Origin of the sequence: Pseudomonas oleovorans subsp. oleovorans, from assembly GCF_002197815.1 — a bacterium.
Taxonomy (GTDB): domain Bacteria; phylum Pseudomonadota; class Gammaproteobacteria; order Pseudomonadales; family Pseudomonadaceae; genus Aquipseudomonas; species Aquipseudomonas oleovorans.
The window spans coordinates 18,547-45,147 of record NZ_NIUB01000026.1 but is presented as its reverse complement, the minus strand read 5'-3'; the positions used below and the strand labels follow the sequence as shown (position 1 = coordinate 45,147).

Genomic DNA, 26,601 nt, shown 5'->3' with positions numbered 1-26,601 from the left:
GATGAACAAAGTACTCGTGAGTCTGCTGTTGACCCTGGGCCTCACTGGCGTGGCACAGGCTGCTGGCGATGCCGAAGCCGGTCAGGGCAAAGTCGCTGTCTGTGCTGCCTGCCATGGCGCCGATGGCAACAGCCCTGCACCAAACTTCCCCAAGCTGGCCGGTCAGGGCGAGCGTTACTTGCTCAAGCAGCTGCACGACATCAAGTCCGGTGCCCGTCCGGTGATCGAGATGACCGGCATGCTGGATAACCTCAGCGATCAGGACATGGCTGACATCGCCGCTTACTTCGCCAGTCAGAAGATGAGCGTTGGTGCTGCCGATCCCAAGCTGGTCGAGCGTGGTGAGGCGCTGTTCCGTGGCGGCAAACTGGAAGAAGGGATGCCGGCCTGCATTGGTTGCCATGCGCCTAACGGTGCCGGTCTTGCCGCCGCTGGTTACCCGCACCTGGGTGGTCAGCATGCGCAGTACACCGCCAAGCAACTGACCGATTTCCGTGAAGGCAACCGCACCAACGATGGCGACGCGATGATCATGCGGTCCATTGCGGCCAAGCTGAGCAACAAGGATATTGAAGCCGTGTCCAGCTTCATCCAGGGTCTGCACTGATAATTTGCTGCGCGTCGGCCCTGCGGCGTCAGAAACAGGATCGGAAGCCGCTTGCGGCTAAACCCCTTCAGGGCGGATCCGGAGGGGCGAACGGAGCGAGTCATGCGAATGTACAAAAGTACAGTCGCCCGCGACTCCGACCGTTCCTCTCCTGTTTCTTCCTTGCAGGGCTCTAGCTCGCGAAATTCTCAAAAGACCAAGGGCTTGTTGCAGTTGGTAAGACAAAGGGTGGCCACGGCCTAATGCTGATCAGATAAGTTCGTCACCATCCCCTCCTACTTGCAGTAGAGGGGGCGCTTTTCGTAGGAGCCAGCTTGCTGGCGATGCTTTTTATGGCGGATCGCCGGCAAGCCGGCTCCTACAAAAATCGAGTGCAACGGCTTAACTGACTGGCATTAGGCTGCGGCCGCCCTTTTTCGTATGTGCCATGGCTACAATGGGCGGAACCGGCCCAGCGGTAGCGAGTCATAGTCTCAAATCGCCACTTAGGGCGACGCTTATCCAGTTGAGGAATACCCCCATGCGTAACCTGATTTTTGGCGCCGCTCTGGCGATCAGCGGCCTGTTCGGCCTTAGTGCCCATGCCGAACCGGTAGCCGGCCAGCAGTATGTCGAGCTGAAGAGCCCGGTGCCGGTGTCCAAGCCTGGCAAGGTCGAAGTGGTGGCGCTGTTCTGGTACGGCTGCCCGCACTGCTATCAGTTCGAAGCGACTCTCAACCCCTGGGTCGAGAAGCTGCCGGACGACGTCAATTTCGTCCGCGTGCCGGCGCTGTTCGGTGGCATCTGGAACGTGCATGGCCAGGCGTTCATCACCCTGGAAAGCATGAAGGTCGAGCACAAGGTGCATGACGCCGTGTTTAACGCCATCCACCAGGAGAAGAAGAAGCTGGCCTCGGCTGAAGAGTTCGCTGACTTCGTCGCCACCCAGGGCGTTGATCGTGATGCCTTCCTCAAGACCTTCAACTCCTTCGCCGTCAAAGGCCAGATGGAAAAGGCCAAGAAACTGGCCATGGCCTATCAGATCACTGGCGTGCCGGTGATGGTCGTCGGTGGCAAGTATCGCTTCGACCTGGGCTCGGCCGGTGGCCCGCAGCAGACCCTCGAGGTCGCTGATTACCTGATCGCCAAGGAGCGTGCCGCGCTCTAAGCGGCCACAGGCGCGAAGCATGCTGCGCCGCTGGCGAAAGACACGTGCGATTGGCCTGTGCGATCCACAGGTCAACCCGCACTGTTCGTCGCAGGCCGACTGGCCAGCCGACGGCCTCCTGCGTCTGCTCAGTTTCAACGTCCAGGTCGGCATCAACACCCAGCGTTACCACCACTACCTGACCCGCAGCTGGCAGCACCTGTTGCCTCATGCCGGGCGTGCCGGCAACCTGCAGCGCATCGGTGATCTGCTCGCCGACTTCGATCTGGTGGCGTTGCAGGAGGTCGATGGTGGCAGCCTGCGCTCGGGCTACATCAATCAGGTCGAGTACCTGGCCCAGCAGGGCGCCTTTCCCTACTGGTATCAACAGCTCAATCGCAATCTCGGGCGCTTCGCCCAGCACAGCAATGGCGTGCTAAGCCGCTTGCGGCCTACCCTGCTGGAAGATCATCCACTCCCCGGTCCGCCTGGGCGTGGTGCGATCTTCCTGCGGCTGGGAGAGGGCGAGCACGCACTGGGGGTGGTGATGATGCACCTGGCCCTGGGCGCTCGTACCCGCACCCGGCAACTGGCCTATATCCGTGAGCGGGTCAGCGAGTTTCGCCATCTGGTGCTGATGGGCGACATGAATACCCATGCCGTCGACCTGCTGGAAAATTCGCCGCTGCGTGATCTTGGCCTGCTCGCGCCGCAGGTTGAGGCGACCTTCCCGAGTTGGCGACCGCAGCGCTGTCTTGACCATATCCTGCTCAGTTCCGAACTTGAACTGGGGCGTGTCGACGTACTCAGCCAGCCAATTTCCGATCACCTGCCGGTAGCCGTGGAAATTCGCTTGCCGGCAGCACAGAATGCTGCGCAACTGCCTATGCTGAAAACGCCATCTCCCGAGTAAGCCGTATGAGCGATGACGCGCAACGCTGGAAAGACAAATACCTGAGTAGCCTGGAGCAGCAGGAAAAGCTCGAGCGCCGCTGGGAGTCGCGCCTGGATCTGCTGCGCCGTGGTCTGGTGCGCAGCAGCCTGGCCGCCGAGGGTGCGGACAAGGCAGTCGATCAATGCATGCAGGAAATGCGCGAAATCCTTCGTCGCGACGATATGGACGCAGCATTGGGCAATCTCATTCCGCGCCTGGAAAAGGCCGTGCTGGATTCCGAGCAGCGCCGTCAGCAACGTGCCGGCGAGGCTGCGGCTGCGTTGGCGAGCTTGATTGAGCAACTGCAGCGCCTGCGGCCGCCCCGAGAGGTGCGCAAGGCGCTCAAATCGCTGGGCAAACAGCTAGAGGACGCCACCACTCATCAGTATCTGCTGCCGGCGCTGCTCAGCCAGCTGAGCAACCTGCAGGGGCAGGCGCTGACCGTTCTGCAGGCTCCGGTGCAGGAGCAACCGGGCCTGCTCCTGCGTCTGTTCGGTTCGCGCGGTGAGACCAGCGAAAGCACTGCGCAGGCGCCGGGCAGTGTCACTGAGGCCACTGGCGTTGCCGAGGAGCTCGCAGTAGAGTTGACGCCAACGCCAACGCCAACGCCAACGCCAACGCCAACGCCAACGCCAACGGCCGTAGCAGTGGCGAACGAGCCACCTCCCAGTGTCTCCAAGGTGGCCAGTGTGCCGGCCCGGCATCAGGTCCAAGACGCTTCGCCTGTGCTCGACAGCCTGCCGCTGCCGCCGGGGCTGGTACGGCAGGAGCAAGCCGGTGACAGCCCGTTTTCGTTGCCCAGCAGCGAACCCGGATACAGTGCGGTGGCGCCGCATATCGCCAGCAGTCTGCGTAATCTGCTCGACGAGCTCGAACTGCCGGCGCGCCATCTGCCGCAGGGTGAAGCGCTGCGCCTGCGACTGGAGGGCAATCTCAACTGGTACGAGCTGGTGCCGGTGCTGGATGATCTGGCCGTACTGGTGCTTGCCGTCACCGATAGCGGCCAGCGCGAGTTCGCCGGCTATCTCAAGCAACTCAACGAGCGCCTGGCTGCCTTCATCAAAACCCTCAGCGAGGCGCACGAGGGCTACAGCGCGTCAGTGGAGAATGCGCGCAGTTTCAACCAGCAACTGCGGGATCTGGTCAGCGATCTGCAGAACAGCGTGCAGGAAGCTGCCGATCTGGAATCACTCAAGCAGGCTCTGGAACAGCGCCTGGAAGGACTCTTGCAAAGTGTCAGCAGCCATCAGCGTCAGCGCGACAGTGCTAGCGATGACGTGGCCGAGCGGCTACAGGGCCTGGTCAAGCGTGTCGCCGAGATGGAGCAGGAAGCGCAGCAATTTCGCGAGCATATCGAGGAGCAGCGACAGAAGTCCTTGCTGGACCCCCTGACAGGGCTGCCCAACCGTGCCGCCTGGAGCGAGCGTCTCGACCTGGAAGTTGCTCGTCGCCAACGCTATGGCGGCCAGCTGTTGTTGGCGGTGCTGGATGTCGATCACTTCAAGCGGATCAACGACGGCTACGGCCACCTGGCAGGTGATCGAGTGCTGAAGATCATCGCCGGGGAGCTCAGCAAGCGTTTGCGCAAGACCGACTTCATCGCCCGTTTTGGTGGCGAGGAGTTCGTTCTGCTGATTCCTGCAACGCCGCTGGAGGGAGGTGTCCAGCTTCTGGAAACCCTGCGCGCAGCAATCGAGGCTTGCCCGTTCCACTTCAAGGGTGAGCCGGTGACCATCACCTTCTCCGCCGGTATCGCCGAGTTTCGCAATGGCGAGGCGACCGAGGTCACCTTCGAACGTGCCGACCAGGCGCTATATCGCGCCAAGGGCGCGGGGCGTAACCGCGTCGAGCAGGCTGCCTGATCGCGTCTCCGTCGAGCCGCAGCGGCAGGCGCCGCGGCTCCCGTACGAACCACTCACTCCTTCTAGGATGTTGCCTCGGCCGGGTCCCTGCTGGTTGCTCCAGCGGTTCGTGCCCGTGGTGCGTGATCGTCCTCGTCCTGCAACGGCACCTCATTGCCCTGAGCGTCGTACAGCTTGCCGCCGATGAAGTGGTCGCCATCGTGCAGGGCGGCGATGTTGCGGTAGCGCAGGCTGCGCTCGGTGGCGAACAGCACGATGCCGGCGCACCTCGAACACCGGCACGCCGAAATGCAACGGAGTCGGGAAGGCCAACACCGGCCCTTCACTGACCTTGGAAAAGTCGGCCATGCCGAATGCCAGGGCGACCAGCGTGCCGATCACCATGGTCAGCAGGATCGACAGGCGCGAGATGGTGGCGCTGCCGACGAAAAGCGAGGCGGCGATCAGCAGGCTGATATCGGCAGGCGACAGACCGGCCGCCTGGCCGACGATCAGGGGCACTGCGACGATGCCGCCGTACATGGTCAGTACGTGCTGCAGGCCGTAGAGCAGATTGGAGCCGAGGCCAAGGTTTTCGTCCTCGGGGCGCTGGGTGGTGGAGGTCATGGAAAGCTATTTGCTGTTGTTCTTGTGCGGTCAATGCAGATATTTTGTTGAAATATTGGATGCTATTTTGTATGCATTTCTTCGGGTGTTGTTTCCTGGAACCATTACAGCGCTACCGGTCATAAAATTTCCACGCGCGCTAAAAATGTTCGAATCTGACCGTGCCCCGGCTCGCGAGGGGACCCCTTCAGGCCCTAGACTATGCGCACTAGACACCGGAGACGCCCATGGACATCTTCAGCATCGCCGTGCTGATCTTTTTGGTCACCGACCCTTTCGGCAATATCGCCATCTACATTGCCGCGCTGAAGAACGTCGAGCCGCGCAGACGGTTGTGGGTCGCCGCGCGCGAACTGCTGTTCGCCCTTGGTCTGTTGCTGCTGTTCCTCACCTTTGGTGACAAATTCCTCACCAGCCTCGGTCTGTCACGCGAGGCAACCGCGATTGCCGGCGCTATCATCCTGTTCGTCATCGCCATGCGCCTGATTTTCCCCAGCCCGCAGGGCCTGCTCGGCGACGTGCCGGATGGCGAGCCGATACTGGTGCCGTTGGCCACGCCGGCGGTCGCCGGACCTTCAGCGCTTGCGGTGCTGATGACCCTGCGCAACACCCACACCGGGCCGCTCTGGGAGCTCTACCTGGCGGTCATCCTGGCCTGGGCGGCGACGGCATTCATTCTGTTGCAGGCTTCGTTCCTGCAGCGTTTTCTTGGTAATCGCGGGTTGATGGCGGTAGAACGATTGATGGGCATGCTGTTGATCATGCTCAGCGTCGACCTGCTGCTGGACAACCTGCAGAGCGTATTCGGTCACGCATGAAGTCTCTTTGCCTTGCCCTAGTTCTTGTTCTGCTTGCCGGTTGTACCGGTGGTCTACGTATCGATGACAGTCACACCGCGACCGGTCAGAACAGCCGTGTGCAATACGTCGTGCTGCACTACACCTCTGCTGACCTGCAACGCTCGCTCGATCTGCTGACGCAGACCGAGGTGAGCAGCCACTACCTGATCGGTGATGCACCGCCGACCGTCTACCGCCTGGTGGACGAGAACCGTCGCGCCTGGCACGTCGGTGTCAGCGAATGGAAGGGGCGCACCTGGCTCAACAGCACCACGATCGGCATCGAGCTGGTCAACCAGGGCTACTACCAGACGCCGGCGGGGCGCTACTGGCAACCCTTCGCGCCGCAGCAGATCGATACCCTGATCGTGCTGCTCAAGGACATCGTCAAGCGTCACCAGCTACCGCTGGGCTCGATCATCGCGCACAGCGATGTGGCGCCGCAGCGCAAGGTCGATCCGGGCCCATTGTTCCCCTGGAAGCGTCTGGCCGACGAGGGCCTGGCGCCCTGGCCGAACGAGGACGCCGTGGCGCGCCAACAGGCGCTGTTCAGCACCAGCCTGCCCAGCGTGCAGTGGTTCCAGGAGCAGTTGGCGCAAAACGGTTACACGGTGCCGCAGCACGGTGAGCTGGATGAGGCGACGCGCAATGTCATTGCCGCCTTCCAGATGAAGTATCGCCCGGCCAACTACGACGGCCAGCCGGACGCCGAAACTGCAGCGCGGTTACTGGTGCTCAATCTGCAGGCGGCAGGATAGAGCTCAGCTAGGCGTGGTGCCGATCAGCCGAGAGTCGGCCAGCGCTGCGCTGAACGGTGGCGGCCTGGTATCGGGGTCCACGAGCATGCTCAAAAAGGCTGCTGACGAAGGATAGCGCACCAGCAGAAGCAGATCCCACTGCTCTTGCTTCGGTGCGATCAAAGCCAGGTGGGCGTCTGCCATCACCTGCACCTCACCACCCACCCCGCGGACCTTGCTCAGCGCGGTGCGGCTGTAGCGCGCATAGGCTTCGCGCCCGCTGCAGGGCGCATGGAGGCTGCCTGGTGTTGTAAGCAGCTTGGCTGTTGAAACGCAGCAGATTGAGCATCAGGATCGGTGTATCGCTGGGCGAACTCCAGCAGATTCTCGCGGTTGGGGTTGATGCTCGGCATGCAAGTTCCTCGGCTGGCGTTTTCCCTGAACCTCACGCCTGAAGCCGAGTGCGGCAAGTGCAATCGATCCGCCTGATAGCCGATCATCTGCTCAGCATGGTGCTGCGCTAGGGGCTGTTGCCGTTTCGCGCTAATCATTTGATATATAAGAGCAAACTCGTATCGTTGAAGCTCTGATCCAACATCGATACGAGTTTGCAATGCCCCGATTATTGCTCAGTGATGAGCATTGGTCGAAGCTGCGGAAAATTCTGCTGCACAAGGCCATCTACAACAAGCGTGATCTACGAATGACCGTGGAGGGCATGCTGTACCGCATGCGCACGGGATGTCCCTGGAGAGATCTACCCGAAGCGTTCGGGAACTGGAATAAGGTCGGATAGTGCTAAGTCTGTGAGCAATACGCACACAAACTTGCCAGTCCGGTATCACTCACACTTCTCCCAGACCATCCGAAGTGCTTTCTCTCTGCCGCCCTCGAACCTGTCGACGTTCATTTAACTGTCATATTCGTTTCATACAGTGTTCACGTGGCCTGCAGATACTTGGGCCCGTTCCATCCAACACTATCCTGCTAGGAGCAAGGCATGAAACTGAAGCGTTTGATGGCGGCCCTGACTTTCGCCGCCGCTGGCGTAAGCGCCGTATCTGCTGTAGCCGCCGTTGACCCGGCTCTGCCGACCTATGAAAAGACTTCCGGTGTATCGGGCAACCTGTCCAGCGTCGGTTCCGACTCGCTGGCCAACCTGATGACCCTGTGGGCAGAAGAGTTCAAGAAGAACTACCCCAACGTCAACATCCAGATCCAGGCTGCCGGTTCTTCCACCGCGCCGCCCGCCATGACTGAAGGCACCGCCAACATGGGCCCGATGAGCCGTCCGATGAAGGACAGCGAAATCCAGGCCTTCGAAGAGAAGTACGGCTACAAGCCGACCGCTGTACCGGTAGCGATCGACGCCCTGGCTGTGTTCGTACACAAGGACAACCCGATCAAGTCGCTGTCGATCGAGCAGGTCGATGCGATCTTCTCCAGCACCCGCCTGTGCGGTGGCGACAAGGACATCAAAACCTGGGGTGACGTTGGTCTGACCGGCGAGTGGGCGAGCAAGCCGATCCAGCTGTTCGGTCGTAACTCGGTATCCGGCACCTACGGTTACTTCAAGGAAGAAGCCCTGTGCAAAGGTGACTTCAAGGCCAACGTCAACGAGCAGCCGGGTTCGGCTTCCGTGGTCCAGTCGATCTCCAGCACCCTGAACGCCATCGGTTACTCGGGTATCGGCTACAAGACCTCCAGCGTCCGTGCCGTACCGCTGTCGAAGAAAGGCGGCGAAGCCTTCGAAGCTTCGGAAGAGAACGCCGTGGCTGGCAAGTTCCCGCTGGCTCGCTTCTTCTACGTCTACGTCAACAAGGCGCCGAACCAGCCGCTGAGCCCGCTGGATGCCGAGTTCATCAAGCTGGTGCTGTCCAAGCAGGGTCAGGAAGTGGTGGTCAAGGATGGTTACATCCCGCTGCCGTCGAAAGTGGTCGAGAAGACCATGAAGGAACTGGGCCTGTAATTACAGCGCCTGACGATGTCGGCCGGCTGATTCGCATCTGACGGTCGATAGCGCCCACCAGTCCAGAGAGTGGTGGGCTTCGTCATGTCAGGCGACTGTAACCTTTCTGTCATACAAGCTCGCTAGATTGACAAGCCTGGACAGCCCTATGCGCTGCCTTGAGCCCGCGCAGAGACTTCTCGCATGAATGACTTGGCAAACGAATCCGTGAATCGCTCACAGAATCCCCTGGGGATCGATTTCAACACCCCCGCCCTGCAACGCAAGCGCCGCCTGCGTGCCCTCAAGGACCGTATGGCGCGTTGGTACGTCTCCATTGGCGGGTTGGCGGTGCTCGGTGCCATCACCCTGATCTTCTTCTACCTTGCCCACGTTGTGCTGCCCATGTTCCAAGGGGCCGAGCTGCAGGCGCGCAAGGTGCAACAACCGGCCTGGCTGGCCGAGGCGCACACGCCGCTGCTGCTGGCGGTCGAAGAGCAGAACCAGGTCGCCATGCGCCTGGACAATGCCGGAGTCATACAGTTTTTCGAACTCAAGAGCGGCGAAGCACTGCAGCGCACGCAACTGCCGCTGCCGGCTGGCGTCAGCGTCGCTTCCGTCGGCCAGGATCAGCCCGGTAGCCGCCGTGTGGTACTCGGTCTGTCCAACGGCAAGGCGCTGGTGATCCAGCACAATTACAAGATCACCTACCCGAACAACGTGCGTGCCATCGCGCCGCAGATCGACTATCCCTACGGCGAGGCGCCAATCGAGATCGACCCGCAGGGTCGTCCGCTCGAGCATGTTGCCGTCAACCTCAACGGCGGCACGCTGATGCTGGCCGGTTCCACCGGCAACGAACTGCACCTGATCAGCCTCGGCCGTGAAGAAAACCTGTTCACCGGTGAAGTGAACGTCAGCGAAGAGCGCATCAACCTGCCGCAGATCGGCGAACCGATCAGCCAACTGATTCTCGACCCGCGGCAGATGTGGCTGTACGTGTTCAACGGCGATTCCAGCGCCGATGTCTTCGACCTGCGCAAACGTAGCCTCAATGGTCGCTACGAACTGCTCAAGGATGCGTCCAACCGTGTGACCAGCGCTACCAGCCTGCTGGGCGGCATCTCCATCATGCTGGGCGACGCCAAGGGTGGCATCCAGCAGTGGTTCATGGTGCGCGACGGTGATGGCAAGTCCACTTTCCAGCCGGTACGCAGCTTCCAGCTGGGTAACAGCGCCGTCACCCAGATTATTCCCGAGGAGCGTCGCAAGGGCTTCATGGCGCTGGACGCCGACGGCCAGTTGGGCATCTTCCATAGCACCGCGCATCGCACCCTGCTCAAGCAGCCAGTAGCCGAGGGCAGTGCCATCGCCGCCCTGTCGCCGCGCGCCAGTCGCGTGCTGGTGGAGTCGGACGGCAAGCTGCAACGCTTCGTGGTCGACAACCCGCACCCGGAAGTGTCCTGGAGCGCGCTGTGGGGCAAGGTCTGGTACGAAAGCTATCCGGAGCCGGACTACGTCTGGCAGTCGACTTCGGCCAACACCGATTTCGAATCCAAGCTGAGCCTCTCGCCGCTGGCCTTCGGCACCCTCAAGGCGGCCTTCTACGCCATGCTGCTGGCCGCTCCGCTGGCCGTGGCTGCGGCGATCTACACCGCCTACTTCATGGCGCCGCGCATGCGTACCAAGGTCAAGCCGGTGATCGAGCTGATGGAGGCGCTGCCGACGGTGATTCTCGGCTTCTTTGCCGGTCTGTTCCTCGCACCGTTCCTGGAGAACCACTTACCCGGCATCTTCAGCCTGTTGTTGCTGACACCCATCGGCATTCTGCTGACCGGCTTTCTGTGGACCAAGCTGCCCGAGAGCATTCGCCATCGCGTGCCGGAAGGCTGGGAGGCAGCGCTGCTGATCCCGGTGGTGATCGCCGTGGGCTGGATTTCCTTCAGCATGAGCGGTCATGTCGAGAACTGGCTGTTCGACGGCAACATGCGGATGTGGCTGACCAATGACCTGGGCATTCCCTTCGACCAGCGCAACGCTCTGGTGGTAGGCCTGGCCATGGGCTTCGCGGTGATCCCGAACATCTACTCGATTGCCGAAGACGCCGTGTTCAGCGTGCCCAAGAGTCTCACCTTCGGTTCCCTGGCCCTGGGCGCCACGCCCTGGCAGACCCTGACCCGCGTGGTGATCCTCACTGCCAGCCCCGGCATCTTCTCGGCACTGATGATCGGCATGGGCCGCGCGGTGGGTGAGACCATGATCGTGCTGATGGCTACCGGCAACACGCCGATCATGGACATCAACATCTTCGAAGGCATGCGCACCCTGGCGGCCAACGTCGCTGTGGAAATGCCCGAGTCGGAGGTCGGTGGCACTCACTACCGCGTGCTGTTCCTCGCCGCGCTGGTACTGCTGATGTTCACCTTCGTGATGAACACCCTGGCCGAGTTGATTCGTCAGCGTCTGCGTACCCGATATTCGAGTCTGTAAAACATGCCTGTGCAGCAGGCCAACTGATGACCCTCTCCCATTCATGGGAGAGGGTGCCCCGAAGGGGCGGGAGAGGGTGGTGCAGGCGCGTGCCTAAGCCCTCTCCCCCAGCCCCTCTCCCGCAAGCGGGAGAGGGGAGCAAGATACTCCTCGCCCTTTAAGGGAGAGGGTGCCCGAAGGGCGGGAGAGGGTTGTGTGAAATCACGAGCCCTCTCCCCCGGCCCCTCTCCCGCAAGCGGGAAAGGGGAGGTAAAGAATGATTTCATTCAAGGTGTGATGCCGTGAAACAGAACAACCTGAAGTCCTGGTACAAGAGTGGCGCCCCGGGCGTGTGGATGAGCGGTGGCGCGGTGGCCATCGCCATCATCATGACCCTTGGCCTGCTGATGGTCATCGCCTCCCGCGGTCTGGGCCATTTCTGGCCGGCCAATGTCATCGAGGCTGATTACAGCATCCCTGGGCAAGCGCCCAAGGTGATGGCGGGTGAGATCACCCAGACCGAGGAAGTGCCCCGTGCGCGTCTGGCCGCCAGCGGTATGCCGGTGGCCGAAGAGGGCGGCGAATTCATGACCCGTCAACTGCTCAAGGTGGGCAACCGCGAGCTGTTCGGCGCCGACTTCAGCTGGGTGATCGGTGAATGGCTGAGCAACCCGCGTACTCCTGCCGAGCTTATGGTGGTGGAGCGCCGCGAGTGGGGCAACATGTATGGCTACCTGGTCAACGTCAAAGAGAACGGCCAGATAGTCGCCGAAGGCGAAGCGGCCTGGGCCGAACTGCAGAAGCGCATCGAGCGCGTCGATCAATTGCATGCCCAGCTCTCGCGCCTGGAGAAAAAGGACATTGGCCGGATCAACCACAGCATGGAGCGCATCCGTCTGGAGGGGCGCAAGCTGGAGTTGCAGGGCAAGCTGGATGCCGCTGCCCAGGCCGGCCTGGATCAGCGCCGTGCCGTACTGGATGCCGACTACAAAGTGCTGGAAGCGCAGATTGTCGAGCTCTATCAGCAGTTCAACCGCGACAGCATGACCGTGCGTGTCAGTGACGGCCGCGAGAGCGATATCGTTCTTGGCAAGGTGGTGCGGGCCTTCCGTCCCAATGCCATGGGCCCGCTGGACAAGGTCGGCTTCTATGGCCTCAAGCTGTGGGAGTTCGTCAGCGACGAACCGCGTGAAGCCAACACCGAAGGTGGCATTTTCCCGGCGATCTTCGGCACGGTGCTGATGGTCATGCTGATGGCGGTGATCGTCACCCCGTTCGGCGTGATCGCTGCGGTTTACCTGCGTGAATATGCCCACCAGGGTCCGTTGACCCGAATCATCCGCATCGCGGTGAACAACCTGGCCGGCGTTCCTTCTATCGTCTACGGGGTGTTCGGCCTGGGCTTCTTCGTCTACGTGCTGGGCGGCTCGATCGACAGCCTGTTCTTCCCCGAGTCCGCACCGGCGCCGACCTTCGGCACCCCGGGCCTGATGTGGGCTTCGCTGACCCTGGCGATCCTGACCCTGCCGGTGGTGATCGTCGCCACCGAGGAAGGCCTGGCGCGGATTCCGCGTGCAGTACGCGAAGGTTCGCTGGCGCTTGGCGCCACCAAAGCGGAGACGCTGTGGAAGGTGGTGATCCCGATGGCCAGTCCGGCGATGATGACCGGCCTGATTCTCGCCGTGGCGCGTGCCGCTGGTGAGGTAGCGCCGCTGATGCTGGTGGGTGTGGTCAAGCTGGCGCCGAGTCTGCCGCTCAATGGCAACTACCCTTACCTGCACCTGGATCAGAAGATCATGCACCTGGGCTTCCACATCTACGACGTCGGCTTCCAGAGCCCCAACGTCGAGGCCGCGCGCCCGCTGGTTTACGCCACTGCGCTGCTGCTGGTGATCGTTATCGCCCTGCTCAACCTGACCGCGGTCTATATCCGTAACCACCTGCGCGAGAAGTACAAGGCGCTGGATCACTAACGCAGCTACGAGTCGCGCACCGCTGGTGCGCAGCTTGCAGCTTGTAGCTACGAACGGAGTGAGTTTATGCAACACGAAATCCATACCCACGGTATCGATATGGCCGCCCTCGGCCGCGACAAGCAGAGCCTCAACCTGGCCAACGAGACCACGGCCATCGAAGTGCCGGGTTTGAACCTGTACTACGGCCAGAAACAGGCACTGTTCGACGTCAAGATGGACATCCCCAAGCAGCGCGTGACCGCCTTCATCGGCCCGTCCGGCTGCGGCAAGTCGACCCTGCTGCGCACCTTCAACCGCATGAACGATCTGGTCGACGGTTGCCGTGTGGAAGGCGAGATCAACATCGACGGGCGCAATATCTACCGCAAGGGCGAGGACGTCGCCGAGCTGCGTCGCCGCGTCGGCATGGTGTTCCAGAAGCCCAACCCCTTCCCCAAGAGCATCTACGAGAACGTGGTGTATGGCCTGCGTATCCAGGGCATCAACAGCAAGCGCGTACTCGACGAGGCGGTGGAATGGGCACTGAAGAGCGCCGCGCTGTGGGACGAGGTCAAAGACCGTCTGCACGACTCGGCCCTCGGCCTCTCCGGCGGTCAGCAACAGCGCCTGGTCATCGCCCGTACCGTGGCCGTGCAGCCGGAAGTGCTGCTGCTCGACGAGCCTTGCTCGGCCCTCGACCCGATCTCCACGCTGAAGGTCGAAGAGCTGATCTACGAGCTCAAGAGCAAGTACACCATCGTCATCGTCACCCACAACATGCAGCAGGCGGCGCGCGTTTCCGACTACACCGCGTTCATGTACATGGGCAAGCTGATCGAGTTCGGCGACACCGACACGCTGTTCACCAACCCGGCCAAGAAGCAGACAGAAGACTACATCACCGGTCGTTACGGCTAAGGCCATGGCAAATACTCCCTGGCTTTGTCGGGCGCCGTACTGTCAGCGCGCGCCCTTCGCGCCAGAGAGCATTTTCCAAGGGCCTTAGTGCTGAAACTCAACGTGTAGGGTGCGCCGTTCGCACCATGGCCATCCAAGCCGGCAGCTTTCGCGGAGCGAAACATGATCAACAAAGACAACCTTACCCAGCACATCTCCCAGCAATTCAACGCCGAGCTGGAAGAAGTGCGCAGCCACCTGCTGGCCATGGGCGGCCTGGTGGAAAAGCAGGTCAACGATGCCGTCACCGCGCTGATCGAGGCCGACTCCGGCCTGGCCCAGCAGGTGCGCGAGATCGACGACCAGATCAACCAGATGGAGCGCAACATCGATGAGGAGTGCATCCGCATCCTCGCCCGCCGCCAGCCGGCGGCCTCCGACCTGCGCTTGATCATCAGCATCTCCAAGTCGGTGATCGACCTCGAGCGTATCGGCGACGAGTCGACCAAGATCGCCAAGCGCGCCATCCTCCTTACGGAAGAAGGTGAGTCGCCCAAGGGCTACGTCGAGGTTCGTCACATCGGCGATCAGGTACGCAAGATGGTGCAGGAGGCTCTCGACGCTTTCGCCCGTTTCGACGCCGACCTGGCCCTGGCCGTGGCCCAGCACGACAAGACCGTCGACCGCGAGTACAAGACCGCGCTGCGTGAACTGGTCACCTACATGATGGAAGATCCGCGTTCGATCTCCCGCGTGCTCAATGTGATCTGGGCGCTGCGCTCGCTGGAACGCATTGGCGATCATGCGCGCAACATCGCCGAACTGGTGATCTACCTGGTGCGTGGCACCGATGTGCGCCACATCGGCCTGACTCGTATGCGTGAAGAGGTCGAGGGCAAGTCCAGGGACTGACGCCTGCTTCGTGCTGACGGCCCGGGCTTGCCCGGGCCGTTTCGCTTGCGCGATTTGTTGCACGTCCGGCGTTTTCCGTTGGCCTTAGGCCACTGGCCATGACTATGCTTACCGCTATTCGTGCAGGAGTGGTCGATGAGCAAAGTCAGTGTGCTGGTGGTGGATGACGCAACCTTTATCCGTGATCTGGTCAAGAAAGGGCTGCGCGATAATTTCCCCGGCGTACAGATCGAGGAAGCGATCAATGGCCGCAAGGCCCAGCAGATGTTGAGCCGTCAGGTGGTCGACCTGATCCTCTGTGACTGGGAAATGCCGGAGATGTCCGGCCTCGAACTGTTGACCTGGTGCCGCGAGCAGGACAACCTGAAAACCACGCCCTTCATCATGGTCACCAGCCGTGGCGACAAGGAGAACGTGGTGCAGGCGATCCAGGCCGGTGTTTCCGACTACATCGGCAAGCCTTTCTCCAATGAGCAACTGGTGACCAAGGTGAAGAAGGCCCTGCAACGCGCTGGCAAGCTGCAGGCGCTGATGTCCAGTGCGCCGTCGAAGATGCTGAGCACGGGTGGATTCGCCAACGACTCGCTGGCTGCACTCACCGGTGGCAAGGCCGAGGTGGTAAAGACCAGTGCAGCAACGCCGGCAGCTGCCGTCCCTGCGGCACCGAGTGTCGCACCTGCCCCGGCCGCCGCAAGCAAGTCGCCGGCCGGTCGTGGCCAGGGTCAGCTGCGTTTACCGGCGGGCAGCATGGCCTGCGTGATCAAGGCGCTGAGCCTCAAGGAGGCACTGCTGGTGGTCAAGCGCACCAAGCAGCTGCCGCAGGTGCTGGAGAGTGCAGTGCTCGACCTGGAACAGGGCGAAGCAGCGGAAACCGCACGGCTCAATGGCTACCTGCACGCGGTGGCGGCATTCGAACCCAAACCCGACAGCGAATGGCTGCAACTGACCTTTCGCTTCGTCGACCGCGATCCGCAGAAGCTCGACTACCTGTCGCGGCTGATCGCCCGTGGCACCGCGCAGAAGCATTTCAGCCCCGGCGCGTAGTGTCACGACAGCGATCATCTGTATCTGCTCGGAGGCTCTGGGTGGCGCGGGTCGCCCGGCGATGTCCCCGCACCATCTTCTGCTACGCATTGCCTCGGCGTACGCCGTTATCTTCCTCGCTGACACGCTGCTGGGCTTGCCAACCCGTAGCCCGGGTGCAATCCAGGGCGCTATGCCGACCAATGGCGGTGAGCCGGTTCACAGCCTGACGGTCGGTGTCTCGCGCACTCCGTGCTGCGCTGCTAGTCTTGCTAACCCGGATATCAAAAAGCCATAAGATCCGAGTCGTTATGCTAGGGCGTCTGATTATTCTCTGCAGTCTGCTGGTCTTTTGCGGCCAGGCCGCTGCGCTGACCATCTACAAGTACGTCGACAAGAACGGCGTGGTCACCTATAGCGATCAGGCTGCGCCCGGCGCGCAGGTGTTCGTGTTCAACGACCGCATGGTCGAGCGCCTGGACAACCAGGTGAAGCTAGAAACCAAGAAGCACGAAGCCGGCGAGACCCTGCTGATTCGCAATGACCTGTACGCCCCGGTGGAAATCGAACTGCGGCTGGAACAGGTACAGAACGCCATTGGCGCGCCGGACAAACCGATTCGCTGGGTGCTGCCACCGCGCAGCAATATCCGCCTGGCTACCCTCACCGCGCAGGACGCCTCCAAGCCGCTGCGCTACAAACCCAGGTTGCGCTACGCCCTCGGTGATCCGCGCCTGCAGCCGAGCATCCATCGTTATCCGCTGCCCTGGCGTGGCGGTCCGTTCCGTCAGACCCAGGGCGCCAACGGCACCTACAGTCATTTCACGCCCAAGGGCCGCTATGCGGTGGACATCGCCATGCCCGAGGGCACGCCCATCGTCGCCGCGCGCGGTGGTGTGGTGGTCAAGACCGAGAACCAGCAGAGCGGTCGCGGCAACAACCCGGCCGGCAACTTCGTGCGCATCCTGCATGACGACGGCACCATGGGCGTTTACCTGCACCTGATGAAGGGCTCGGTCAGCGTGCGTGAAGGCCAGCGGGTGGAGACCGGCAGCCTGTTGGCGCGCTCCGGCAACACCGGCAACAGCACCGGCCCGCACCTGCATTTCGTGGTGCAGCGCAACGTCGGTCTGGCCGTCGAGTCCATTCCCTTCAACTTCCGTCAGCCGGTCAACAGCCTGCCGAACTTCGCCGTCGGCGGCGAATAGTCTGGCGGCAGAATATCAAGCAAAAAACGGCGACCCGAGGGTTAATGCTGATCAGATAAGTTAGTCACCACCCCCTCCTACTTGCAGTAGAGGGGGCGCTTTTCGTAGGAGCCAGCTTGCTGGCGATGCTTTTTATGGCGGATCGCCGGCAAGCCGGCTCCTACAAAGATCGAGTGCAACGGCTTAACTGACTGGCATTAACCCGAGGGTCGCCGTTTTGTGAAAACCAGGCGTGATCAGCCGATTTCGATCATCTCGAAATCCATCTTGCCGACGCCGCAGTCAGGGCATAGCCAGTCTTCCGGCACGTCTTCCCAGCGGGTGCCGGGAGCGATGCCGTCATCCGGCCAGCCCTGGCTCTCGTCGTAAATCAGTCCACAGACCACGCATTGCCACTTTTTCATAAAAACCTCAGGCCAATCTCACGGTGTTGCGCGACGCAAGCTACCGCAATTGTACTGACGCGCCAAGTCGGCCGGTGGCATTCGCCACCAGCCAGGGACCAACCAAAGTCGGGCCGCGCAGTGCACGGCCCGTCATCAGTCAGCGAGCGGCCATCAGCGGGTCGGTCAGCGCCATGCCGTACATCGCCACCAGCGCGATCAGGCCGGCTGCAGTGAGGTAGTAGAGCGTCGGCAGGATGGTCTTGCGCAGGGTGATGCCTTCGCGTCCGAGCAGCCCAACGGTCGCTGAGGCCGCTACCACGTTGTGGATGGCGATCATATTGCCCGCCGCCGCACCGACCGACTGCACGGCCACCATCATCGCCCCGGACACGCCGATCAGCTCGGCAGCGTTGAGCTGGAACTGCGACAGCATCAGGTTGGACACGGTGTTGGAACCGGCGATGAAGGCGCCCAGGGCGCCGACCGCCGGGGCGAAGAACGGATACACGCCGCCGACGCTGTCGGCCACCAGTTGTGCCATCGCCACCGGCATCGACACCAGGTCGCTGCCGTTGACCCCCGAGTTGATCAGGATACGCACCATAGGGATGGTGAAGATCAACACGAAGCCGGCGCCGAGCAGGGTCTTGCTCGACTCGCCCACTGCCGCCTTGAGTTCGGAGAAGCGCATGCGATGGAGGAAGAAGGTGATCAGCACTACCATGCACAGGATGCCACCCGGCAGGTACAGCGGTTCGATGGTGCCGGACACGCCGGTCTCACCGAGGATGTCCTTCCAGCCGAAGGTAAAGCTCATCAGCGCCGCTTTCACCTCGGGGAAGGTACGCGAGATCACCAGGAACACCGCCAGCAGCAGGTAGGGCGCCCAGGCCATGGGCACCGAGATCGGCGCCTTGCCGGCCACCTCCTCGATTTTCATCTCGATCTTGCCCATCCACTCGCTTGGCCAGTCTTTGGCGTCGGCGAAATCCCAGCTCTCCTTGGGCAGCAGGAAACCGGCCTTGGCCGCCGGCACGACGATGGCCAGACCGACCAGGGCGCCGATCATCGAGGGGAATTCCGGGCCGAGGAACACCCCGGCGGCCATGTACGGCAGGGAGAAGGCGAAGGCGGTGAAGATGGCGAACGGCGCCACCGCCAGGCCTTCCTTCCAGCTCTGATTCTTGCCGAAGAAGCGCGTCATGATCATCACCATGATCAGCGGCATCAGCAGGCCGATTAGGCCGTGGGTCATCGCCACCCGCGAGTAGATCAGGTGGAAGAAGGTCTCCCAGTCGCTGCCGTTGGCCACCAGCTGGGCGCTGATGCCGCTCTTGTCCAGGCCGGCGCCGACGCCCACCAGGATCGGCGTGCCCACCGCGCCGAAGGACACCGGCGTCGATTGCACCAGCATGCCCAGCACCACCGCGGCCAGGGCCGGGAAGCCCAGCGCCACCAGCAGCGGCGCGGCCACCGCGGCCGGGGTGCCGAAGCCGGAGGCGCCCTCGATGAAGCAGCCGAACAGCCAAGCGACGATCAGCGCCTGTATCCGGCGATCCGGAGTGATGTTGGAGAAGCCGCGGCGGATCGCGCTGATGCCTCCCGAATGCTTGAGGGTGTTGAGCAGCAGGATGGCGCCGAAGATGATCCACAGGATCGCGGCGGTGAGGATCAGCCCCTGCAGGCTGGAGGCGATGACCCGGTTGAGGGACATGTCCCAGGCCAACAGGCCGATCAGGGCGGTGAGGACGAACACCAGCGGCATCGCGTACTTGGCCGGCCAGCGAAAGCCGATCAGCAGTACACCCGCCAGCACCAGTGGCACGAAGGCCAGGATGGACAGCAGCGTTTGACTCATGGGTTGGTTCCTTCTTTTTCTTGTGAACCACAGTTTTCCGGGGATACCCGGCGCCACGCATCTGGAAGGGCCGGGCGCCACGGCACCGACCTTTCCGCGAGCTGCGACGGCAGGGATCACCCATCGTCGCGCTCATGCTCGAAAGCCCCGACGGTCAGAAACCGTCAGGGCTTGTTACTGCTCCGTGGAGGCGTCAAGCGCCATCCACGGTTGTTAACCCCCTGTGTAGGAGCCCCGCCCCGGGGCGAAGCTTTTCTCCAGCTCCGCGGCGGGGCGCCGCTTCTACATGATCGGTGGGCTGCTCAGACCTCTTCTTTGAAGCGCAAACGCCAGGCATGCAGCAGCGGCTCGGTATAGCCGGACGGCTGCTCGCGGCCCTTGAATACCAGGTCGCTGGCGGCGCGGAAGGCATGGGACTGCTCGAAGTTCGCTGCCATCGGGCGGTAGGCCGGATCGCCGGCATTCTGCCCGTCGACCACCTGCGCCATGCGCTGCAGGGTCTCGCGCACCTGAGCCTCGCTGACCACGCCGTGGTGCAGCCAGTTGGCGATGTGCTGGGCGGAGATGCGCAGGGTGGCGCGGTCTTCCATCAGGCCGACGTTGTGGATATCCGGCACCTTGGAACAGCCGACGCCCTGCTCGACCCAGCGCACCACGTAACCGAGGATGCCCTGGCAGTTGTTGTCCAGCTCCTGCTGGATGTCGCTGGCGCTCCATGGGCGGTCGGCACTGACCGGCACGCTGAGCAGATCGTTCAGCAGGCTGTCGCGCTGGCTGGCCAGGTCGATCAGTTCCAGCTCGCTCTGCACCGCCTGCACATCCACCTGGTGGTAGTGCAGGGCGTGCAGCACGGCCGCGGTCGGCGACGGTACCCAGGCGGTGTTGGCACCGGCTTTCGGGTGGCCGATCTTCTGCTCGAGCATGGCTGCCATCAGGTCCGGCATGGCCCACATGCCCTTGCCGATCTGCGCCTTGCCACGCAGGCCGCAGGCCAGGCCGACCAGCACGTTGTTGCGTTCGTAGGCCTGGATCCAGGCGCTGGATTTCATGTCGCCCTTGCGCAGCATCGCGCCGGCTTCCATGGCGCTGTGTATCTCGTCGCCGGTGCGGTCGAGGAAGCCAGTGTTGATGAAGGCCACGCGCGCGCTGGCCGCCTCGATGCACGCCTTGAGGTTGACGCTGGTGCGTCGCTCCTCGTCCATGATGCCCATCTTCAGGGTATTGTTCGGCATGCCCAGCAGCTGTTCGACGCGACCGAACAGCTCGTTGGCGAAGGCCACTTCGAACGGGCCGTGCATCTTCGGCTTGACGATATAGACGCTGCCGGTACGCGAGTTGCCGCGACGCTGCAGGTCGTGCAGGGCGATTAGGCTGGTGACCACCGCATCGAGGATGCCCTCGGGAATCTCATGGCCTTCACCATCGAGGATCGCCGGGTTGCTCATCAGGTGGCCGACGTTGCGCACGAACAGCAGCGAGCGGCCATGCAGGGTCAGTTCGCTGCCATTGGCGGCGGTGTAGGTGCGATCCGGGTTGAGGCGGCGGGTGATGCGCTTGCCGCCTTTTTCCAGTTCCTCGACCAGATCGCCCTTCATCAGGCCCAGCCAGTTGCGGTAGACCACCACCTTGTCGGCGGCGTCGACGGCTGCCACGGAGTCCTCGCAGTCCATGATGGTCGACAGCGCCGCTTCCATCAGCACGTCTTTCACGCCGGCGGCGTCGGTGCTGCCAATGGGGCTGCTGGCGTCGATCTGAATCTCGAAGTGCAAACCGTTGTTTTTCAGCAGCACCGCGCTCGGCGTGGCGGCCTCACCTTGGTAGCCGACGAACTTCTCCGGTTGCGCCAGGGAGGTCTGCGCGCCGCTGCTCAGGGTCACCTGCAACTGGCCGGCGACCACGGCATAGGCACTGGCGTCGGCGTGCGAGCCCTTGGCCAGCGGCGCCGCCTGGTCGAGGAAGGCGCGGGCGAAGGCGATCACCTTGGCGCCGCGTACTTCGTTGTAGCCCGGGCCCTTGCTCGCACCACCCTCTTCGCTGATCGCGTCGGTGCCATACAGGGCGTCGTACAACGAGCCCCAGCGGGCGTTGGCAGCGTTCAGTGCGTAGCGTGCGTTCATCACCGGCACTACCAGCTGTGGGCCAGCCTGGGTGGCGATTTCGCTGTCGACGTTGGCGGTGCTGGCCTTAACCTGCTCCGGCTGCGGCAGCAGGTAACCGATGGAGCCGAGGAAGGCGCGGTAGGCGGCCATGTCGGTGATCGGGCCGGGGTTGGCGCGATGCCAGTTATCCAGCTCGGTCTGCAGACGGTCACGCTCGGCCAGCAGGGCGCGGTTGCGCGGGGCCAGGTCGTGCACCAGCGCGTCGAAACCGCTCCAGAAGGCTGCCGCCTCGATCCCGCTGCCGGGCAGCACGTCGTTTTCGATGAACTGCTTGAGCTCGGCGGCTACCTGCAGGCGCTGACATTGCACGCGTTCGGTCATTTTTCTGTTCTCCTGTCTGCATCCGCCCATGGTGGAGCGGGTCAATCAATGTGTTGTTGGAGCCGCGCCCCGGGGCGAAAGATTGCGGCCTTACTGCGGTTACAGCTCACAATTCGCCGCGAGGCGCGGCTCCTACAGGCTTTGCGCCGCACTGCCCTCATCTGTCACTTCGTGCCACCTTCTCCCTGAGAGAGCAGGGCATCAGTTGGCGGCTGCGTCGCCAATGCCCCTCATCCGTCACTTCGTGACACCTTCTCCCAGAGGGAGAAGGGCATCAGTTGGCGGCTGCGCACTGCACGGCCCTCATCCGTCACTTCGTGACACCTTCTCCCAGAGGGAGAAGGGCATCAGTTGGCGGCTGCGCCGCATGTTTAAAGGGCCGCGATCCCGGCTTTGGCTACTTGCGCATCCTGCTCGGCCTTGACCCCGGAGACGCCGACGGCACCCACCACCTGGCCGTCCACCAGCACGGGTACACCGCCCTCCAGCGAGGTGATCAGTGGCGCGCTGACGAAGGCGGTGCGACCGCCGTTGACCATATCCTCATAGCCCTTGGTTTCGCGGCGGCCGATGGCGGCGCTGCGCGCTTTCTCGGTGGCGATGTAGGCGCCGATCGGCGCGCAGCCGTCGAGGCGTTCCAGGGCCAGCGGGTGACCGCCGTCGTCGACCACGGCGATGGCTACAGCCCAGCCCTGTTGCTGCGCTTCGCTGCGGGCTGCCTGAAGGATCTGGGCGACTTCGTTCTGGCTGAGTACGGCTTTATGTTGCATGGCATACCTCATATACGTGGTTTCATAGCCCGGATGCAATCCGGGATTTGCGGCGTTCGTTGTCCCGAATTGGGCTACGGCGATCAGTGCATGGCCTCTTCGACTATTTCGATCCAGTGCCTTACCGGCGTACGTCCGGCGCCGTCCAGATGGGTCTGGCAACCGATATTGGCGGTGACGATGGCGTCCGGTTTGCCGCTTTCCAGGGCATTGAGCTTGTTGTCGCGCAGCTGGCGTGACAACACCGGCTGGGTCAGCGAATAGGTGCCGGCCGAGCCGCAGCACAGATGGCTGTCCGGCACGGCAGTGAGGCCGAAACCGAGGCGCGTCAGCACGCCTTCAACAGCGCCGCCGAGCTTCTGTGCATGCTGCAGGGTGCAGGGGCAATGGAAGGCCAGGCGCTGCTCGGCACGTACCTGCAACTGCTCCAGTGGCTCGCTTTGCAGCACCTCGACCAAATCCTTGGCCAGGGCACTGACCCGCGCCGCCTTGCTCGCATAGGCTGGGTCGCTGGCGAGCAGATGGCCGTAGTCCTTGACGAAGGCGCCGCAGCCGCTGGCGGTCTGCACGATGGCTTCGGTGCCGGCCTCGATGGCCGGCCACCAGGCGTCGATGTTCTGCCGGGCGCGTTGCAGGCCGGCCTCCTGAGCGTTGAGGTGATAGTCGACGGCGCCGCAGCAGCCGGCCTCGCGGATTGGCGTGACACTGATGCCTAGGCGATCGAGCACGCGCGCGGTGGCGGCGTTGGTGTTGGGCGACAGCCCCGGCTGCACGCAACCTTCGAGCATCAACACGCGGCGCGTGTGTTGCTGCGTCGGGCGTGGTTTGGCCGGGCGTATTTCGCGTGGCAGCTTGGCCTTGAGCGCGGCCGGCAGCAGCGGGCGCAGGGCCAGGCCAGTCTGGGTCAGCGTCTTGAACAGCGCCGGTCGTGGCACCACGGCGCGCAGGCCCTGACGCAGCAGGCGTTCGTTCAGTGGCCGCGGCACCGCCTGCTCGACCACTTCGCGGCCGATATCCAGCAGGTTGTGGTACTGCACGCCGGACGGGCAGGTGGTCTCGCAGTTGCGACAGGTCAGACAGCGATCCAGGTGCTCCTGGGTCTTGGCCGTGACTTCGTTGCCTTCGAGCATCTGCTTGATCAGGTAGATACGCCCGCGCGGGCCGTCGAGCTCGTCGCCGAGCAACTGATAGGTCGGGCAGGTGGCATTACAGAAGCCACAGTGCACGCAGGAGCGCAAGATGCGTTCGGCTTCCTCGGCGCGCGGCAGGCGTTTGGCCTGTTCACTCAAATTGGTCTGCACGTCTTATACCTCGGCGTACATGCGGCCAGGGTTGAAAATACCCTGGGGGTCGAGCTGGTTCTTCAGCTGGCGCTGGTAGCGCAGCAGCGGTGCGGCCAGCGGCTGGAAAGGTTGCGCCTGGCCGGCAGCGAAGCAGGTGGCGTGGCCGCCGAGCTTGGCCGTCACGCGCTGGATCAGCTCGCCATCGGCGTCGGTTATCAGCCAGCGTTGCGCGCCGCCCCAGTCGATCATCTGGCGACCGGGCAGGTCGAGCAGACCACTGTTGGCCGGCAGCGACAGGCGCCACAGGGTGCCCTCGCCAGCGAAGAACGGTAGGCGCTGTTCGCGCAGTTCATGCCAGTAGCCGTTGTCGATCTCTTCGCCACCAAGGCGTTGGCGCGCGGCCTGAACCGAGCCTTCGCCACCCTCCAGGCGCAGGTGCAGCGCCGCGCCGTCGTGGCTGGCGGCGCTGATCGGCAGCGGCTGCTGACCCCATTCGGCGAGCTTGTTCAGGGCATGCAGGGCGTCCATTTGCAGGCGCAGGCTGAGTACCTGGCGCGGTTTGGGCAGCACCTTGATCGACACCTCGGCGAGCAGGCCGAGGCAGCCGAAGCTGCCGGCCATCAGGCGCGACAGGTCGTAGCCGGCGACGTTCTTCATCACCTCGCCGCCGAAGCGCAGCAGCTTGCCCTGGCCGGTGATCACGCGAGTGCCGAGCACCTGGTCGCGCACCGAACCGGCCCAGGGCCGGCGCGGGCCGGACAGCCCGGTGGCGACCATGCCGCCCAATGTGGCGCCATCGCCCAGGTGCGGCGGCTCGCACGGCAGCATCTGGTTGTTGGCTTCCAGCGCTGCCTCGATCTCGCTGAGCGGCGTCCCGGCGCGGGCGGTGAGTACCAGCTCGGTGGGGTCATAGCTGACGATGCCGCGATGCAGGCGGGTATCCAGCACTTCGCCCGTGGTGACACGACCCAGATGGGCCTTGCTGCCGCTGCCCTGGATGCGCAGCGGGGTGGCACTGTTCAGCGCGTAGTTGACTTGTTCCAGCAACGCGGCGCTGGCATCGAAATCATGCGACATCAGAAGCGCTCCAGTTCCGGGAAGGGCAGTTGGCCGTGATGCACATGCATGGCGCCGAACTCGGCGCAGCGGTGCAGGGTGGGGATGTTCTTGCCCGGGTTGAGCAGGCCGCTTGGGTCGAACGCTGCCTTCACCGCGTGGAACAGGGTAATCTCGTCGCTGTTGAACTGCGCGCACATCTGGTTGATCTTCTCGCGGCCAACGCCGTGCTCGCCGGTGATGCTGCCACCGACCTTGACGCAAAGTTCGAGGATCTTGCCGCCGATGGCCTCGGCGCGTTCCAGCTCGCCGGGTACGTTGGCATCGAAGAGGATCAGCGGGTGCATGTTGCCGTCGCCGGCGTGGAACACGTTGGCCACGCGCAGGCCGTACTCTTCGGACAGCTCGGCGATGCCGCGCAGTACGCCGGGTAGCTCGCGACGCGGGATGGTGCCGTCCATGCAGTAGTAGTCCGGCGAGATGCGCCCGACCGCGGGGAAGGCGTTCTTGCGCCCGGCCCAGAATTTCACCCGCTCGGCCTCGTCGCGGGCCAGGCGCACTTCGGTGGCGCCGGCCTTTTCCAGCACCTCACGCACGCGCTCGCAGTCGTCGGCCACATCGGCCTCCACGCCGTCCAGCTCGCAGAGCAGAATGGCTTCGGCCTCCACCGGGTAGCCGGCGTGGATGAAGTCTTCGGCGGCACGGATCGCCAGGTTGTCCATCATCTCCAGGCCGCCGGGGATGATACCGGCCGCGATGATGTCACCCACGGCGCGGCCGGCCTTTTCCACCGAGTCGAAGGCCGCCAGCAGCACCTTGGCCACCTGCGGCTTGGGCAGCAGCTTGACCGTCACCTCGGTGACGATGCCAAGCATGCCCTCGGAGCCGGTGAACAGCGCCAGCAGGTCGAAACCCGGTGCATCCAGGGCATCGCTGCCGAGGGTCATGAACTCGCCTTCGACGGTGAGGATGTCGACCTTGAGCAGGTTATGCACGGTCAGGCCGTACTTCAGGCAGTGCACGCCACCGGCATTTTCGGCGACGTTGCCGCCGATGGAGCAGGCGATCTGCGAGGACGGGTCGGGGGCGTAATACAGGTCGAAGGGCGCGGCGGCCTGGGAGATCGCCAGGTTGCGCACGCCGGGCTGCACGCGGGCGAAGCGGCCTTCGCGGTTGATCTCGAGAATCTGGTTGAAGCGCGCCATCACCAGCAGGATGCCCTGCTCCAGCGGCAGTGCGCCGCCGGACAGACCGGTACCGGCGCCGCGCGCCACCACCGGTACGCCACGGGCATGGCAGAGCTTGAGCAACTGCTGCACCTGCTCGATGCGCTCTGGCAGTACCACCAGCATGGGTGTGGTGCGATAGGCGGAGAGGCCATCGCACTCGTAAGGCTTGAGGTCTTCCTGGGTATGCAGGATGTCAAGGTCGGGCAGGCGCTGGCGCAGCTCGGCCAGCAAGGCGGCCTTGTCGACCTTGGGTAGCGCGCCGTCGACGCGCTCGTCGTACAGAATGCTCATGGCAGGCTCAATCGTGGACGATGTTGTTATTGGCGGTCATGCTGCAGACCTTGGTCTGCATCTTTAGGCCGTCTGTATTTTTCCGTCCATCTTTGCTTGTGCTGGTATGACCAGTTTCTTTCGTC

Annotated in this window: 20 protein-coding genes and 3 pseudogenes; 14 read left to right on the top strand and 9 right to left on the bottom strand. The window is 63.1% G+C overall.

Annotated elements, in window-relative coordinates:
* Nucleotide 1: 1 nt before the first annotated feature.
* The 4 genes from PSOLE_RS15780 (at nucleotide 2) to PSOLE_RS15765 (ending at nucleotide 4,529) form a co-directional block, all read left to right on the top strand.
* A complete protein-coding gene (locus tag PSOLE_RS15780; protein WP_074857130.1) occupies nucleotides 2-607 on the top strand; it encodes a c-type cytochrome in 606 nt (201 codons plus the stop codon).
* Between the two features lie 520 nt (nucleotides 608-1,127).
* Nucleotides 1,128-1,754, top strand: a complete 627-nt coding sequence (locus PSOLE_RS15775; protein ID WP_074857125.1) for a thiol:disulfide interchange protein DsbA/DsbL — start codon at nucleotides 1,128-1,130, stop codon at nucleotides 1,752-1,754.
* Nucleotides 1,755-1,773: 19 nt separating this feature from the next.
* Complete coding sequence (locus PSOLE_RS15770; RefSeq protein WP_074857122.1) at nucleotides 1,774-2,646, top strand: endonuclease/exonuclease/phosphatase family protein; 873 nt, start codon at nucleotides 1,774-1,776, stop codon at nucleotides 2,644-2,646.
* 5 nt (nucleotides 2,647-2,651) lie between these two features.
* On the top strand, nucleotides 2,652-4,529 hold the full coding sequence (locus PSOLE_RS15765) for a GGDEF domain-containing protein (RefSeq protein ID WP_074857119.1): 1,878 nt from the start codon (nucleotides 2,652-2,654) through the stop codon (nucleotides 4,527-4,529).
* A gap of 264 nt (nucleotides 4,530-4,793) precedes the next feature.
* Here PSOLE_RS15765 and PSOLE_RS24740 read toward each other — a convergent pair.
* Nucleotides 4,794-5,135, bottom strand: a pseudogene (locus tag PSOLE_RS24740) (solute carrier family 23 protein); the annotation flags it as partial.
* A 227-nt stretch (nucleotides 5,136-5,362) separates the two neighbouring features.
* On the opposite strand from PSOLE_RS24740, the gene PSOLE_RS15755 reads away from it, so the two are divergent.
* A complete protein-coding gene (locus PSOLE_RS15755; RefSeq protein WP_074857113.1) occupies nucleotides 5,363-5,953 on the top strand; it encodes a MarC family protein in 591 nt (196 codons plus the stop codon).
* Nucleotides 5,950-6,732, top strand: coding sequence for an N-acetylmuramoyl-L-alanine amidase (locus PSOLE_RS15750; RefSeq protein WP_004423043.1), 783 nt, complete (start codon nucleotides 5,950-5,952; stop codon nucleotides 6,730-6,732). The genes PSOLE_RS15755 and PSOLE_RS15750 overlap by 4 nt, the downstream gene beginning before the upstream one ends.
* 3 nt (nucleotides 6,733-6,735) lie before the next feature.
* Here PSOLE_RS15750 and PSOLE_RS25195 read toward each other — a convergent pair.
* Nucleotides 6,736-7,124: pseudogene (locus PSOLE_RS25195) on the bottom strand (DUF1330 domain-containing protein).
* A gap of 200 nt (nucleotides 7,125-7,324) precedes the next feature.
* Here PSOLE_RS25195 and PSOLE_RS15740 point away from each other — a divergent pair.
* From PSOLE_RS15740 to PSOLE_RS15705, 8 genes and pseudogenes are all read left to right on the top strand, one after another.
* Nucleotides 7,325-7,501: pseudogene (locus PSOLE_RS15740) on the top strand (transposase); the annotation flags it as partial.
* Nucleotides 7,502-7,711: 210 nt separating this feature from the next.
* The gene (locus PSOLE_RS15735; RefSeq protein ID WP_074857110.1) at nucleotides 7,712-8,680 is read left to right on the top strand and encodes a PstS family phosphate ABC transporter substrate-binding protein; all 969 of its coding nucleotides are present in this window, start codon (nucleotides 7,712-7,714) and stop codon (nucleotides 8,678-8,680) included.
* Nucleotides 8,681-8,863: 183 nt separating this feature from the next.
* The gene (locus tag PSOLE_RS15730; protein WP_074857107.1) at nucleotides 8,864-11,149 is read left to right on the top strand and encodes an ABC transporter permease subunit; all 2,286 of its coding nucleotides are present in this window, start codon (nucleotides 8,864-8,866) and stop codon (nucleotides 11,147-11,149) included.
* A gap of 281 nt (nucleotides 11,150-11,430) precedes the next feature.
* Nucleotides 11,431-13,101, top strand: a complete 1,671-nt coding sequence (pstA, locus tag PSOLE_RS15725; RefSeq protein WP_074857103.1) for a phosphate ABC transporter permease PstA — start codon at nucleotides 11,431-11,433, stop codon at nucleotides 13,099-13,101.
* Between the two features lie 66 nt (nucleotides 13,102-13,167).
* Nucleotides 13,168-14,001 carry a phosphate ABC transporter ATP-binding protein PstB gene (pstB, locus tag PSOLE_RS15720; RefSeq protein ID WP_074857101.1) on the top strand — a complete coding sequence of 278 codons (834 nt, stop codon included), beginning with the start codon at nucleotides 13,168-13,170 and terminating at the stop codon, nucleotides 13,999-14,001.
* A 162-nt stretch (nucleotides 14,002-14,163) separates the two neighbouring features.
* Nucleotides 14,164-14,892: a phosphate signaling complex protein PhoU gene (gene phoU / locus PSOLE_RS15715; protein ID WP_074857099.1), complete on the top strand. Its 729-nt coding sequence runs from the start codon at nucleotides 14,164-14,166 to the stop codon at nucleotides 14,890-14,892.
* Between the two features lie 135 nt (nucleotides 14,893-15,027).
* Entirely contained in the window at nucleotides 15,028-15,936 is a 909-nt protein-coding gene (locus tag PSOLE_RS15710) for a response regulator (protein ID WP_074857096.1), read from the top strand.
* A gap of 290 nt (nucleotides 15,937-16,226) precedes the next feature.
* Complete coding sequence (locus PSOLE_RS15705; protein WP_017676445.1) at nucleotides 16,227-17,123, top strand: peptidoglycan DD-metalloendopeptidase family protein; 897 nt, start codon at nucleotides 16,227-16,229, stop codon at nucleotides 17,121-17,123.
* A 236-nt stretch (nucleotides 17,124-17,359) separates the two neighbouring features.
* Here the strand turns inward: PSOLE_RS15705 and PSOLE_RS15700 are convergent, their stop codons facing one another.
* The 7 genes from PSOLE_RS15700 to glcD form a co-directional block, all read right to left on the bottom strand.
* Entirely contained in the window at nucleotides 17,360-17,527 is a 168-nt protein-coding gene (locus PSOLE_RS15700; protein ID WP_003242223.1) for a rubredoxin, read from the bottom strand.
* A gap of 139 nt (nucleotides 17,528-17,666) precedes the next feature.
* Nucleotides 17,667-19,367: an L-lactate permease gene (locus PSOLE_RS15695; protein ID WP_074857093.1), complete on the bottom strand. Its 1,701-nt coding sequence runs from the start codon at nucleotides 19,365-19,367 to the stop codon at nucleotides 17,667-17,669.
* A gap of 302 nt (nucleotides 19,368-19,669) precedes the next feature.
* Complete coding sequence (locus PSOLE_RS15690) at nucleotides 19,670-21,847, bottom strand: malate synthase G (protein WP_074857090.1); 2,178 nt, start codon at nucleotides 21,845-21,847, stop codon at nucleotides 19,670-19,672.
* A gap of 371 nt (nucleotides 21,848-22,218) precedes the next feature.
* On the bottom strand, nucleotides 22,219-22,617 hold the full coding sequence (locus tag PSOLE_RS15685; protein ID WP_074857087.1) for a heme-binding protein: 399 nt from the start codon (nucleotides 22,615-22,617) through the stop codon (nucleotides 22,219-22,221).
* A gap of 83 nt (nucleotides 22,618-22,700) precedes the next feature.
* Nucleotides 22,701-23,918, bottom strand: coding sequence for a glycolate oxidase subunit GlcF (gene glcF, locus PSOLE_RS15680; RefSeq protein WP_074857084.1), 1,218 nt, complete (start codon nucleotides 23,916-23,918; stop codon nucleotides 22,701-22,703).
* Nucleotides 23,919-23,921: 3 nt separating this feature from the next.
* Nucleotides 23,922-24,977, bottom strand: a complete 1,056-nt coding sequence (glcE, locus tag PSOLE_RS15675) for a glycolate oxidase subunit GlcE (RefSeq protein ID WP_074857081.1) — start codon at nucleotides 24,975-24,977, stop codon at nucleotides 23,922-23,924.
* Nucleotides 24,977-26,476 carry a glycolate oxidase subunit GlcD gene (gene glcD / locus PSOLE_RS15670; RefSeq protein ID WP_004423069.1) on the bottom strand — a complete coding sequence of 500 codons (1,500 nt, stop codon included), beginning with the start codon at nucleotides 26,474-26,476 and terminating at the stop codon, nucleotides 24,977-24,979. Before glcD ends, glcE begins: the two co-directional genes overlap by 1 nt.
* Nucleotides 26,477-26,601: the final 125 nt, after the last annotated feature.